This window comes from Parasedimentitalea maritima, assembly GCF_005771405.1.
Taxonomy (GTDB): Bacteria; Pseudomonadota; Alphaproteobacteria; order Rhodobacterales; family Rhodobacteraceae; genus Parasedimentitalea; species Parasedimentitalea maritima.
The window spans coordinates 159,198-171,620 of sequence record NZ_VAUA01000010.1; the positions used below are offsets into that span (position 1 = coordinate 159,198).

Annotated in this window: 13 protein-coding genes; 4 read left to right on the plus strand and 9 right to left on the minus strand. The window is 54.9% G+C overall.

Annotation, left to right across the window (positions count from 1 at the left end; all coding sequences use genetic code 11):
- Nucleotides 1-71: 71 nt before the first annotated feature.
- Genes FEE96_RS18690 through FEE96_RS18700 form a run of 3 tightly spaced genes read left to right on the plus strand, consistent with a single transcriptional unit; the run spans nucleotide 72 to nucleotide 2,505 of the window.
- Nucleotides 72-1,004 (plus strand): bifunctional riboflavin kinase/FAD synthetase, encoded by a 933-nt coding sequence (locus tag FEE96_RS18690; protein ID WP_138164648.1) that lies wholly within the window; start codon nucleotides 72-74, stop codon nucleotides 1,002-1,004.
- Nucleotides 1,001-1,471, plus strand: coding sequence for a YcgN family cysteine cluster protein (locus FEE96_RS18695; RefSeq protein WP_138164649.1), 471 nt, complete (start codon nucleotides 1,001-1,003; stop codon nucleotides 1,469-1,471). The genes FEE96_RS18690 and FEE96_RS18695 overlap by 4 nt, the downstream gene beginning before the upstream one ends.
- Nucleotides 1,471-2,505, plus strand: a complete 1,035-nt coding sequence (locus FEE96_RS18700; protein WP_138164650.1) for a threonine aldolase family protein — start codon at nucleotides 1,471-1,473, stop codon at nucleotides 2,503-2,505. The genes FEE96_RS18695 and FEE96_RS18700 overlap by 1 nt, the downstream gene beginning before the upstream one ends.
- 48 nt (nucleotides 2,506-2,553) lie before the next feature.
- Here the strand turns inward: FEE96_RS18700 and FEE96_RS18705 are convergent, their stop codons facing one another.
- Both FEE96_RS18705 and FEE96_RS18710 read right to left on the minus strand, forming a co-directional pair.
- Entirely contained in the window at nucleotides 2,554-3,375 is an 822-nt protein-coding gene (locus FEE96_RS18705) for an alpha/beta fold hydrolase (protein ID WP_138164651.1), read from the minus strand.
- Complete coding sequence (locus FEE96_RS18710) at nucleotides 3,375-3,974, minus strand: 2-hydroxychromene-2-carboxylate isomerase (protein ID WP_138164652.1); 600 nt, start codon at nucleotides 3,972-3,974, stop codon at nucleotides 3,375-3,377. The genes FEE96_RS18705 and FEE96_RS18710 overlap by 1 nt, the downstream gene beginning before the upstream one ends.
- Before the next feature lie 108 nt (nucleotides 3,975-4,082).
- On the opposite strand from FEE96_RS18710, the gene FEE96_RS18715 reads away from it, so the two are divergent.
- The gene (locus FEE96_RS18715) at nucleotides 4,083-5,105 is read left to right on the plus strand and encodes a ribose-phosphate pyrophosphokinase (RefSeq protein ID WP_138164653.1); all 1,023 of its coding nucleotides are present in this window, start codon (nucleotides 4,083-4,085) and stop codon (nucleotides 5,103-5,105) included.
- A 130-nt stretch (nucleotides 5,106-5,235) separates the two neighbouring features.
- Here the strand turns inward: FEE96_RS18715 and FEE96_RS18720 are convergent, their stop codons facing one another.
- From FEE96_RS18720 to FEE96_RS18750, 7 genes are all read right to left on the minus strand, one after another.
- Nucleotides 5,236-6,789, minus strand: a complete 1,554-nt coding sequence (locus FEE96_RS18720; RefSeq protein WP_212744795.1) for an ATP-binding protein — start codon at nucleotides 6,787-6,789, stop codon at nucleotides 5,236-5,238.
- A gap of 282 nt (nucleotides 6,790-7,071) precedes the next feature.
- Nucleotides 7,072-7,422: an H-type lectin domain-containing protein gene (locus FEE96_RS18725; protein ID WP_138164655.1), complete on the minus strand. Its 351-nt coding sequence runs from the start codon at nucleotides 7,420-7,422 to the stop codon at nucleotides 7,072-7,074.
- Nucleotides 7,423-7,546: 124 nt separating this feature from the next.
- On the minus strand, nucleotides 7,547-7,963 hold the full coding sequence (locus FEE96_RS18730; protein WP_138164656.1) for a F0F1 ATP synthase subunit epsilon: 417 nt from the start codon (nucleotides 7,961-7,963) through the stop codon (nucleotides 7,547-7,549).
- Between the two features lie 11 nt (nucleotides 7,964-7,974).
- On the minus strand, nucleotides 7,975-9,399 hold the full coding sequence (gene atpD / locus FEE96_RS18735; protein ID WP_127749832.1) for a F0F1 ATP synthase subunit beta: 1,425 nt from the start codon (nucleotides 9,397-9,399) through the stop codon (nucleotides 7,975-7,977).
- Nucleotides 9,400-9,419: 20 nt separating this feature from the next.
- Nucleotides 9,420-10,295: a F0F1 ATP synthase subunit gamma gene (locus tag FEE96_RS18740; protein ID WP_138164657.1), complete on the minus strand. Its 876-nt coding sequence runs from the start codon at nucleotides 10,293-10,295 to the stop codon at nucleotides 9,420-9,422.
- 15 nt (nucleotides 10,296-10,310) lie between these two features.
- Nucleotides 10,311-11,849, minus strand: a complete 1,539-nt coding sequence (atpA, locus tag FEE96_RS18745; protein ID WP_127749834.1) for a F0F1 ATP synthase subunit alpha — start codon at nucleotides 11,847-11,849, stop codon at nucleotides 10,311-10,313.
- Nucleotides 11,850-12,410, minus strand: coding sequence for a F0F1 ATP synthase subunit delta (locus tag FEE96_RS18750; protein ID WP_138164658.1), 561 nt, complete (start codon nucleotides 12,408-12,410; stop codon nucleotides 11,850-11,852).
- Nucleotides 12,411-12,423: the final 13 nt, after the last annotated feature.

Consider the following 12,423-nt stretch of genomic DNA (forward strand, 5'->3'; position numbering starts at 1 on the left):
GGTGCACACTCCGTTCATCACCTTAAACAGGCGGCTTGAACCGGCTGGCCTGTACAGGTACGGATGCCTTCATGCGCATCATCCGAGATCACCAGTTTATAGAACCCCAAAGCCGCGGCGCCAGCGTTGCGATTGGCAATTTTGACGGCGTCCATCTGGGCCACCAATCGGTGATTGATCTGGCGCGGCGGGCTGCTCCGGATGCGCCGCTTGGTGTCATGTCGTTTGAACCACACCCACGTGAATACTTTGCCCCGGATGCACCGCCTTTTCGGTTGATGTCGCCAGAGGCCCGCGCCTCCCGGTTGGAAAAGATGGGTGTCGAGCATCTGTACCAGCTGAACTTTAACGCCGCCCTGTCTGGCCTGACGCCTGAAGAATTTGCCCGTGATGTTATTGCTGAGGGTCTGGGGCTGGCACATGTGGTGGTGGGCGCTGATTTCTGCTTTGGCAAAGGCCGCGCCGGCACCCCAAAGGACCTGCGACGCTATGGTCAGCAATATGGGTTTGGCGTCACCATTGCGCCACTGATGGAATATTCCGAACACACGGTCTCTTCGACCGCAATCCGCCAGGCGCTGAGCGATGCACGCCCGCGAGATGCGGCCGCAATGCTGGGTCATTGGCATCGCATCGAAGGTCCGGTGATTGGTGGTGAACAGCGCGGGCGTGAACTGGGCTTCCCAACCGCAAATATGTCGATCGATGGGCTGCACCTCCCCGCGTTTGGTGTCTATGCCGTCTTGGTGGATGTGCTGGATGGCCCACATACTGGCAGTTACCATGGTGCGGCCTCGATGGGTGTGCGCCCGATGTTTGATGGGGATCACCCCAATCTTGAAACCTTCATCTTTGACTTTTCTGGTGATCTGTATGGGGCAACCCTTTCGGTTGGTCTGGTCGACTATCTGCGCCCCGAGTTGAAATTTGACGGTTTGGACGCGTTGATCGAACACATGAATGCAGACTGCACACAGGCACGCGAGATACTGGCAAAGACATGACCGACCTCATCGATCGATCCGGGCTGGCCAAACGGTTTTGGGAAAAAAAGCCCCTGACCAAGCTGAACCAAAAAGAATGGGAAGCCCTGTGTGACGGCTGTGGCAAATGCTGCCTGAACAAGCTGGAAGATGAAGACACTGGCGAAGTGGCCCTGACCCGTGTGGCCTGTCGACTGCTGGACGATGCGACTTGCCTTTGTGCGCAATATGATATCCGGCACAATTTTGTTCCGGAATGTATCGTGTTGAAGCCGAGCAATCTGGACACCCACGCCTATTGGATGCCGCAGACCTGTGCTTACCGGCTGCTGTGGGAAGGTAAACCCCTGCCCGACTGGCATCCGCTGTTAACCGGTGATCCTGACAGCGTGCACAAAGCTGGTGTTTCGGTCAAAGGCTGGACAGTATCCGAGTTTGAAACCCCCGAAGAAGACTGGGAAGACCACATAATCGAGGAACCTATTTAATGCATTTTGCCTCTGACAACTCTGGGCCTGTTCACCCGCAAATTCTGCAAGCCCTGACCGAAGCAAACTCGGGATATGCTATGGGTTATGGCGATGACGCGCAGATGGAGACCCTGCGTCAGACCCTGCGCGAGCTATTTGAGGCCCCCGACGCGGTAATCTATCTGGTTGCCACTGGCACAGCTGCCAATTCACTGGCACTCGCAACTCTGAGCCAACCCTATCAAACCGTGTTTTGCTCGTCGGTTGCGCATATCCACGAAGACGAGTGCAATGCACCTGAGTTTTTCTCAGGCGGCGCCAAGCTGACGCTGGTTCCAGGTGGAGACAAGATGACGCCGCAGGCCCTGCGCAACAGCATTGAGGGCGAAGAAACCCGTGGAGTTCATGGGCCGCAGCGCGGGCCGGTCGCAATCAGTCAGGTGACCGAACGCGGGTCAGTCTATTCGCTGGATGAGCTGCAGGCACTGTGTGCTGTGGCTGCTGAATTTGATTTGCCAGTCCATCTGGATGGTGCGCGTTTTGCCAATGCGATGGTTTCCCTTGGATGCACCCCGGCAGAAATGAGCTGGAAAGCTGGAGTAGACGCGGTCAGCTTTGGCGGCACCAAGAACGGTTGCATGGGCGTTGAAGCCGTTATCTTCTTTGATCCGAAACACGCTTGGGAATTTGAACTACGCCGTAAGCGCGGCGCCCATCTGTTTTCCAAAAACCGCTATCTGGCAGCGCAGATGCTGGGCTATCTGAAAGACGGATTGTGGTTGGATAATGCGCGGAACGCCAACGCCAATTGTGACTATCTGGCCGAAGGATTGCGCAAGGCCGGTGCAGAATTTTTGCACAGCCCCGATGCCAACATGATCTTTGCCTCCCTGCCGAGGGCAACCCACCAAAAAGCCTTTGCAGCTGGTGCCAGCTACCACCTGTGGGATGGCAGCCTAGAGGGCCCTGAAGACGCGTTGGTGGGGGCAAGGTATGTTTGCGACTGGTCAATTGGCCACGATCAGATCGACCAACTTCTGGCGTTACTTTAGTCAGGCCGGGGCGAATGGGGGCTTTGCCCCCAAACCCCCAGGATATTTCTAGCTAGATGAAGATGGATCTGGGCATGTGTTCCACAGCTCTCTCAGTTTGGCTGCGACGTCTGTCGGATGGGAGATCGGTACCATATGGCCCGCGCCCTCGATCACTGATGACATTGCATTTGGAAGACGTTTGCACAGACTCTTATTCACCGACGTGATGATCTGTTTGGTTTCACTGCCTCGCAGCAGCAGCGCGGGCATGGTCAGGCCTTTTAAGCCCCCAGGCGCCAGTAAACCAAACGGATCGGTCAGGATTGCCTGATCGCAAGCTGGAACAATTTGAATTGCCCGGGTCATAGCTGCACGGGTTGGTTCTGGCAGATCCGGCCAACGCGGTGCGCCCGAGCTCCACATCCGATTGAACAGGCGCGCGGCCAGCGCAGCATCACCTACTTCAAGTGCGTCTAAGAAAGGTCTGTTCTCAACCTCGAGGTCTTGCAGAGCATTCGGGTCCTCTGCCATAGCTGCTGCAAAGAACACAGGTTCAATCAGGGTCAGGCTCCGCACCAGATTTGGGCGCTGTACGGCCATCCGAAGAGCAACCGTTGCGCCAAACGAGTGACCAATCAGATCCACGGGTTTTTCCAGCAGGGTCAGGCCTGCCTGAACGTTACGGTCCTGAAAATCCCCCTGCCCATCCCAATCCGGGCTGCGTCCATGTGTCAGCATGTCAAAGGCGGTCAGGGTGACATCCCCCTCCAAAGCTGTCTCCAGCCCGCGCCAGGTGCCTGAATGCGCCAGTGAACAGTGCACGGCCAGCAGTTGACGTGCGCCCGTGCCAAAACTGCGCGAAAATACCGGCTGTGGCAAATCCGCCATTAAGCGATGTCCTCCAGATGCTGATCCAGGTCATCCAACCGGTCCTGGCCCCAGAATCTGGCCCCGTCCGAGGTGATGTAAAACGGCGCGCCAAAGACACCCTCACTGACGGCCTCCTCTAAGTTTTGCGCATAGGTCTCGGCGCCGGTCAGCAATCCACTATCCGCCAGCGCAGGGTTGAAACCGGCGCTTTGTAAACAATCACGAATCACATCGTCCTCAGCAATGTTTCGCTCTTCGGCCCAGACCGCACGGGTAAACGCGTGATGCAGTTTGCCCAGATCGCCGCCACCCGCATTTTGAGCCGCAATAAACGCATAAGACGATGGCGCTGGATTGGTTGGCCAATAGGCAGGTTTCAGGTTTAGCGGCAAACCGAGCTTTTTGGCCTGCCGTTCCATTTCAATCAGGCGGTACTCCTGCCGTGATGGATGCCTGTCTTTGGGCGGCTGACCTCCAGTGCGGCCAAACAGGCCCGCAATATCCAGTGGTTTGTAGTCAATACTCGCGCCATGTTTGTCGGCGATCTCCTCCAACCGTGTGCCCGCCAGATAGGTATAGGGCGACAGCGTGGAAAAGTAGAAACGGATCTGGGTCATTTTGGCACTCTCCTGCCTAAGAACTTTGCCCGACGCTACGCCCATGCTAAGCGGTGTTCAACATCACGAATCTGTCACACTGCTCAGCTGCCTGGGGATATTCAGCTTATGCCGACACTCAACGAACCCAAACTCATTTCTGGGAATGCTAACCCACCTCTTGCCGAGGCAATCAGCCGTCGGATGAGCCTGCATCGCGGCGTCGACCAAGGGCTTGTCGATGCCCGCGTCGAACGCTTCAATGACGGTGAAATCTTTGTCGAGGTCTATGAAAACGTCCGCGGCGAGGACATGTTCATTATCCAGCCGACATCAAACCCGGCCAACGACAACCTGATGGAATTGCTGATCATCTCAGACGCGCTGCGCCGGTCATCAGCCCAGCGGATCACTGCTGTGATCCCCTACTTTGGCTATGCCCGTCAGGATCGCCGCACAAAAGCGCGGACACCGATCACCTCCAAGCTGGTGGCCAATATGTTGGTCGAAGCTGGCATCGAGCGGGTCCTGACCATGGATCTGCACGCAGCCCAGATTCAGGGCTTTTTCGACATTCCAGTTGATAACCTCTACGCCAGCCCGATTTTTGCACTGGATGTCAAAAACCAGTTCAAAGATCGCATGGATGAATTGATGGTGGTGTCGCCTGATGTGGGCGGTGTTGCCCGGGCGCGCGAACTGGCCAAACGGATCAGCGCACCGCTGTCGATTGTCGACAAACGCCGCGGCAAGCCGGGTGAAGTTGCCGAAATGACAGTGATCGGGGATGTCAAAGACAAGATTTGCCTGATCATCGATGACATGTGCGACACAGCTGGAACTCTGTGCAAGGCGGCCCAAGTGCTGCTGGACGAGGGAGCCAAAGAGGTGCATGCCTATATCACCCACGGCGTGATGAGCGGCCCAGCTGTTGAACGTGTGTCCAACTCGGTGATGAAATCTCTCGTTTTGACGGATTCGATCCAACCAACCGAGGCAGTCCTGAACACGCCCAACATCCGTGTTCTGCCCACCGCGCCGCTGTTTACCCAAGCGATCCTGAACATCTGGCACGGCACCTCTGTATCGTCACTGTTTGACGACAAGACGCTGATCCCGATCTACGAGTCATTGTACTCCAACAACATTTGATTGCGGCTCACAGCCCAGTCAAAGACCCGTGCAGGACACTGCGCGGGTTTTTTATTGGCTCAGACCAACGTCCACAGGTCCAGCACGCTCGTGGTATCAAGGTGCTACTCTTTGAAATTGGGTCGCCCTATCAGTCGTCGTCAGTCGTAAGTTCGGTCAAGGTTTGGATGAGATCAAAACGGCTAACAGGCTTAATCAAATGCACATCACCACTCTCAATTCCCTTGCTGTGCGTTGCAACATCAGTGGGATGGCCAGACATAAAGACAACAGGAAGTTCTGGAAACACCTGACGACAGAGCTCAGCAAGTTCTGGTCCCTGGACTGAGCCTGGCATGACAACGTCTGTCAATAAAATGTCTGGGCGCAGACCCGCCTGGATCTGTTGAAGTGCCTCGTCACCATCAGGACAGGCTACAACACGATAGTTCGCTTTCTGCAGTTGGCGCACAATTATGTTGCGAACTTTACTTTCATCCTCGGCACAAAGGACAAGCTTTTCCAGCGGTGCTTTGGCACAGTTCTGCGTCTCAATTTTTTGTGCTTCCAGGTCAGATAACTCCGCCGGGAAATACAAATTCATCGACGTACCTGCACCCTTTTCACTGTAGGCGCTTATCGTCCCATTTGATTGACGCATAAAACCGAAAACCATAGACAGCCCCAGCCCCGAGCCCTTCCCCACAGGCTTGGTCGTAAAAAACGGATCGAAGATTCGACTCATTGTATCTGGGTCCATTCCCTCGCCGGAATCAGAGATGACCAGCTTCACATAGCGGCCGGGATCAATGCTTTCACCAGAAGTCTGGATGTAGTCACTGTCTATCTGCACATTGCTTGTTGTGATTGTGATACGCCCCTCTTCGGTTAAGGCGTCCCGGGCATTATTCACAATGTTCAAGATTGCAGTTTCCAACTGGGCGGCATCTATCTTGGCTTTCCACAAATCGGACTCGGTTACTGTTTCGAACTCAATATTTGGTGGCAATAATCTGCGGATCATTCTGGCAAATCCAATGACCACCTTGTTCAAATCAATGACACTTGGTGTCAGGTGGGCTTTTCGTCCATAACTCAACAATTGCTGCGTAAGCTTTCCCCCTTGCAATGTCGCGGTCATCGCATCTTCGATGTATTCAAGTCGTTCCTTTGCATCAGGGTCATCTTGGAGAAACTCCAAGTTCCCCAAGACAACCGCCAAAAGATTGTTGAAATCATGAGCTACGCCGCCGACAAGAGCGCCAATGGCTTCCATACGCTGTTTCTGCTGTAATTGTGCAGCGGCGCGTTTTGCCTCTGAGTTGTCAAAGATAATGGCCAGGGAACGAATATGATCCCCATTTCCATCATATTCTGAAATTGCAGAAAGCAGGACAGGTAGCAGCGTTCCATCTTTACATACAAAGTCATACTCAACGTTGTAAATTTTCCCTGCTTCGAAGACCTTTGGCTGCCCCACTTTTATCGCGTACTCGCGGGACTTCTCGCTCAGGAAGTCAAAACTTTTCTTTCCTTCCATTTCTTCAACCGTGTAACCAAGCTTGTCAGCCCAAAACTGACTGACTCGAACAAGGGTTCCGGATCTGTCAATTGCGTGCATCAGAACTGGCGCCGCCTTGAACAGGGGGTCCAAAGGGTCATCTGTCTCTAATGATTGCCAGAATCGCAAAATGTTATCGGTCATTGGAGCACCCTTCAAAAGCGGCGTTGCCTTCAATGCGCCTTGCCTCAGAGTGCCTCTTAGGAGAATGAATTCTTTCGCCATCCTTCCTTTATTCAACGTTGCATAGCTGATTACAGCTGTCTACCGATCCTCATCTCCACCGTGATCTCAAGCAGCTAAAGGAACCGTGCACCGCCTTTTTGCCGCAGCAGAATTTTATAAAATCAACTACCGATCCGGCTATGTTCAGGCGAAAAATGCAGTGTTGCCTCTGAAGCGAGAGAGTATCAGCGGAACGAGTTCCTACTGCACGTCCCAGTCATCCGCAAACGGCAGATCACCGATTGCCGTCCATGAGGCCCGCAGCCGCGCGATGCGGCTGTCGGCCCAAGTGCGGAACACAATCTCAAACCCTTTGGCGGTCACATTCTCAGCCACCAGCTCGGCGCGGATTGAGACTGAGGTGTCCATGTCCCAGAGCGAGATCGCCAGCTGCACAGCAGGAGGTGAGGCAAATGTCTCGTCAAAGCGTACTTTTTTGCGGCGTTCGCGCGGGCCGGATCCGGTCCACATTGCACCACCGTTTTCAAAATCGGCAAAAACGGTCACATCGCCCTGATGAATCCCGGTGCGTGGATTTCTAAGTCTTTTCATATGCAGCCCGGTCTTGTGTCCCTGTTTCCATTCTTATGTGAAAAATTGGGCAAGACTAGGACCAAAAACAAGAAAACCGGCCCGCAGGGGCCGGTTTTAATGTCTTGCGCTAAAACATCATCCCTTACAGGTTGATGTGCTCGCCCAGTGCTTCCATGTCCGCCAACAGCTTGGTGGCGTCGTCGACCAGGGTGTGATGCTCTTCCTTGGTCTCGTGCGCTGCTGCCTGCGCTGCGCGTGCAGCTTCGATCAGCTCGTCCAGATGATCACGGGTCATTTCGGTTACCGGAATGGCTTTTTCAGCCAGAACCGACAGACCTTCAGAACCGATTTCAGCAAAACCGCCCGACACAACATATTCCGAGTTTCCTTCGGGGCTTTCGACCCGAAGAAGACCTGGACGCAGTGTGGTGATGGTTGGCGCATGCATCGGCATAGCCGTCATGTCACCATCCGCACCCGGAATTTGAACCGCGGTCACCTGAAGCGAAGCAAGGCTCCGCTCCGGGCTCACGAGGTCGAATTGCATGGTATCAGCCATTACGACCCTCCTTAGGCCGCGTCAGCAGCCATTTTCTCGGCTTTTGCGATCACTTCGTCGATGCCGCCAACCATGTAGAAGGCGCCTTCGGGCAGGTGATCGTATTCGCCAGCCACAACAGCTTTGAACGACTTAATGGTGTCTTCCAGCGGAACCTGCTTACCGTCAGCGCCGGTAAAGATTTTCGCAACGTCAAACGGCTGCGACAGGAAGCGCTCGATCTTACGTGCACGTGCAACGGCCAGTTTGTCTTCTTCTGACAGTTCGTCCATGCCCAAAATCGCGATGATATCCTGAAGCGATTTGTAACGCTGCAGAATCTGCTGCACGTCAGTCGCAACGGCATAGTGCTCTTCACCGATAACCAGCGGATCCAGCAGACGCGAGGTCGAACCCAGTGGGTCAACCGCAGGATAGATACCCTTTTCCGAGATTGCACGGTCCAGAACGGTTGTCGCGTCCAAGTGAGCAAACGAAGTCGCAGGTGCAGGGTCAGTCAAGTCATCCGCAGGTACGTACACGGCCTGAACCGAAGTAATCGAACCGGATTTGGTTGACGAGATGCGTTCCTGCATCGCACCCATGTCGGTTGCCAGTGTTGGCTGGTAACCCACAGCGGATGGAATACGACCCAGCAGCGCCGAAACTTCGGAACCAGCCTGAGTAAAGCGGAAGATGTTGTCCACGAAGAACAGAACGTCCGAACCGGATTCGTCGCGGAACTGTTCCGCCAGGGTCAGACCCGACAGAGCAACACGCATACGCGCACCTGGAGGCTCGTTCATCTGACCGTAAACCAGAGCAATCTTGGATTTCTCCAGATCGTCAGGAACGATAACGCCAGATTCGATCATCTCGTGGTAAAGGTCGTTACCTTCACGAGTACGCTCACCAACACCCGCAAACACGGACACACCGGAGTGTACCTTTGCGATGTTGTTGATCAGTTCCATGATCAAAACGGTTTTACCAACGCCGGCACCACCGAACAGACCAATTTTACCACCCTTGGTGTAGGGGGCCAGCAGGTCGATGACCTTAATACCGGTGGTCAGGATTTCAGTCTCGGTCGACTGCTCGGAGAACGCAGGAGCGTCGCCGTGAATCGCACGAGTTTCGGTCGCAGCTACGTCGCCCTTTTCGTCAACCGGGTCACCGGTCACGTTCAGGATACGGCCCAGGGTTGCGGTTCCAACTGGAACCTGGATCGGGGCGCCTGTGTCTTCAACAGGCGCGCCACGGACCAGACCTTCGGTCGCGTCCATCGCGATGGTACGGACGGTGTTTTCGCCCAGGTGCTGAGCAACTTCCAGCACCAGTTTCTTGCCATTGTTAACAGTGGTCACAGAGTTCAAGATCTGCGGCAGATCGTCCTCGAACTGCACGTCAACAACGGCGCCAATGACCTGAGTCACTTTGCCTTTTGCATTAGCCATGTTTCGTCTCCGGTTGTCTCTTAGAGCGCCTCAGCGCCCGAAATAATTTCAATCAGCTCGTTGGTGATCACAGCCTGACGCGAGCGGTTATACTCGATTGTCAGCTTGTCGATCATGTCACCCGCGTTGCGGGTCGCATTGTCCATCGCGCTCATCCGGGCACCCTGTTCGGACGCTCCATTTTCCAGCAGGGCGGCAAAGATCTGGGTGGCCACACCACGGGGCAGCAGGTCAGCCAGAATGGCCTCTTCGCTGGGCTCGTAGTCGTAGACAGCGCCATCACTATCACCTTCCACCGTCTCAAACGACGCTGGGATGATTTGCTGTGCGGTCGGGATCTGGGTCACAACGTTGACGAAGTGCGAAAAGAAGATCGTCGCTACGTCGAATTCACCCGCGTCAAAGCGGCCCAAAACGTCCTTGGCGATGTCCTGTGCGTTGACATAGCCAACACGCTTGACGTCGCTCAGGTCGACGTGACCGACATAACAGTCGCCCAAATCGCGCTTCAGGCTGTCACGGCCCTTCTTACCAACAGTCAAAATCTTAACGGTCTTGCCATCGGCCTTCAGAGCCTCGGCTTTTTGCCGCGCCAATTTGGCGATGCTGGAGTTGAAGCCACCACACAGGCCCCGCTCAGAGGTCATGACGACCAGGAGATGGGTCTGATCGCTACCCGTGCCACGCAGCAGCAGGGGCGCAGAATCGCTCCCGCCTACAGAAGCGGCCAGCCCCGCCATAACGGCGTTAAACCGTTTGGTGTAGGGGCGTGACTCTTCAGCAGATTCCTGGGCGCGGCGCAATTTTGCGGCCGCGACCATCTGCATGGCTTTGGTGATCTTGCGGGTCGACTTGACCGACTCGATCCGATTTTTAAGGTCTTTAAGATTTGGCATTGCCTCCTCCCTCCCTTAAGCGAAATCAGCGGCGAATTCGTCCAGCGCAGCTTTGATCTTATCGGCGGCATCACCTTTGATCTTGGGATCTTCATTGGTGATGAAGTCCAGCAGATCCTGATGCTTGCCACGCAGGTGTGCCAGAAGACCAGCTTCATAGCGACCAACTGCGTTCACGTCGATCTTGTCCAGGTAACCAGTGGTACCTGCAAAGATAACGCAGACGATTTCAGCATTTGTCAGCGGCGAGTACTGAGGCTGTTTCATCAGCTCGGTCAGGCGGGCACCACGGTTCAGCAGCTGCTGAGTAGCGGCATCCAGATCGGAACCGAACTGCGCAAAGGCAGCCATTTCACGATACTGAGCCAGTTCAAGTTTAACCGGACCAGCAACCGACTTCATGGCGTTTGTCTGAGCGGAGGACCCAACACGAGACACCGACAGACCGGTGTTCACAGCAGGACGGATACCCTGGTAGAACAGTTCGGTTTCCAGGAAGATCTGACCGTCGGTGATCGAAATCACGTTGGTTGGAATAAACGCCGAAACGTCGCCGCCCTGGGTTTCAATGATCGGCAGAGCTGTCAGCGAGCCATTACCGTTGTCGTCGCCCAGCTTCGCCGAACGTTCCAGCAGACGCGAGTGCAGATAGAAAACGTCACCTGGGTACGCTTCACGTCCTGGTGGACGACGCAGCAGCAGAGACATCTGACGGTAGGACACAGCCTGCTTGGACAGATCATCATAGATGATCAGAGCGTGGCGGCCGTTGTCACGGAAGAATTCAGCCATGGCTGTTGCGGCGTATGGTGCCAGGAACTGCATAGGAGCCGGGTCGGACGCAGTTGCGGCCACAACGATGGAATACTCCATCGCACCGGTTTCTTCCAGCTTCTTAACCAGCTGAGCAACAGTCGAACGCTTCTGGCCGATCGCTACGTATACGCAGTACAGCTTTTTGCCTTCGTCGTCGCCAGCGGCTTCGTTGTAGGATTTCTGGTTCAGGATCGCGTCCAGAGCAACGGCAGTTTTACCGGTCTGACGGTCACCAATGATCAGCTCACGCTGGCCACGACCAATTGGGATCATCGCATCAACGGACTTCAGACCAGTCGCCATTGGCTCGTGAACCGATTTACGTGGAATGATGCCTGGCGCCTTAACGTCGGCTACGCCGCGCTCGGTGCTTTCAATCGGGCCCTTGCCGTCCAGCGGGTTACCCAGACCGTCAACAACGCGACCCAGCAGACCGTTACCGATTGGAACGTCCACGATCGAATTGGTGCGCTTAACAGTGTCGCCTTCTTTGATGTCACGGTCGGACCCAAAGATAACGATACCAACGTTGTCGCTTTCCAAGTTCAGCGCCATACCCATGATACCGCCGGGGAATTCGACCATTTCACCAGCCTGAACATTGTCCAGACCGTAAACGCGGGCGATACCATCACCAACGCTCAGCACACGACCAATTTCAGCAACTTCGGCTTCTTGACCGAAGTTTTTGATTTGATCCTTCAGGATTGCAGAAATCTCTGCAGCTTGGATACCCATTTATCCGACCTCTTTCATTACATTCTGGAGGGAGTCGAGCTTGGAGCGGATCGAGCTATCGATCATCTTCGAGCCCACTTTGACGACAAGACCGCCGATGATTTTCTCATCGACGGTTGCATTAATAGTAACTTTTTTGCCTACACGAGCAGTCAGCGTTTTCGCCAGCTTTTCGCTTTGGGTCTTGGTCAGAGCCTTGGCCGAGGTCACATCTGCTGTGACTTCACCACGGGCCTCTGCCAATTGGCTACGCAGCGCGGCAATCAGCGCTGGAAGAACAAAGAGACGGCGGTTTTCAGCCATCAGCGCCAGCGCGTTGCTCATCATGGAGTCGAGCCCCATTTTGGCGGCAATCGCAGAGATCGCAGCACCTTGCTCGTCGCGCGAAACCAGCGGCGAATTGATCAGGTTGCGCAGATCAGCACTGTCAGCCATTGCGGCTTCCAAATCATTGATACTGGTTTCAAGGCCACTCAGGGCCTTGTTCTCTTCTGCAATCTCAAAGATCGCAGTGGCATAGCGCGCGGCAATGCCTGCGGAAATCGAAGCTGGTTCGGACACGTCCACCCTTCCG

Coding starts and splice junctions, on each gene's coding strand:
- FEE96_RS18705 (WP_138164651.1), bottom strand. CDS start 3,375: ATGGCGGATTTGCCACAGCCGGTATTTTCGCGCAGTTTTGGCACGGGC.
- atpD (WP_127749832.1), bottom strand. CDS start 9,399: ATGGCTAATGCAAAAGGCAAAGTGACTCAGGTCATTGGCGCCGTTGTT.
- FEE96_RS18700 (WP_138164650.1), top strand. CDS start 1,471: ATGCATTTTGCCTCTGACAACTCTGGGCCTGTTCACCCGCAAATTCTG.
- FEE96_RS18715 (WP_138164653.1), top strand. CDS start 4,083: ATGCCGACACTCAACGAACCCAAACTCATTTCTGGGAATGCTAACCCA.
- FEE96_RS18710 (WP_138164652.1), bottom strand. CDS start 3,974: ATGACCCAGATCCGTTTCTACTTTTCCACGCTGTCGCCCTATACCTAT.
- FEE96_RS18725 (WP_138164655.1), bottom strand. CDS start 7,422: ATGAAAAGACTTAGAAATCCACGCACCGGGATTCATCAGGGCGATGTG.
- FEE96_RS18730 (WP_138164656.1), bottom strand. CDS start 7,963: ATGGCTGATACCATGCAATTCGACCTCGTGAGCCCGGAGCGGAGCCTT.
- FEE96_RS18690 (WP_138164648.1), top strand. CDS start 72: ATGCGCATCATCCGAGATCACCAGTTTATAGAACCCCAAAGCCGCGGC.
- FEE96_RS18720 (WP_212744795.1), bottom strand. CDS start 6,789: ATGACCGATAACATTTTGCGATTCTGGCAATCATTAGAGACAGATGAC.
- FEE96_RS18695 (WP_138164649.1), top strand. CDS start 1,001: ATGACCGACCTCATCGATCGATCCGGGCTGGCCAAACGGTTTTGGGAA.
- FEE96_RS18740 (WP_138164657.1), bottom strand. CDS start 10,295: ATGCCAAATCTTAAAGACCTTAAAAATCGGATCGAGTCGGTCAAGTCG.
- atpA (WP_127749834.1), bottom strand. CDS start 11,849: ATGGGTATCCAAGCTGCAGAGATTTCTGCAATCCTGAAGGATCAAATC.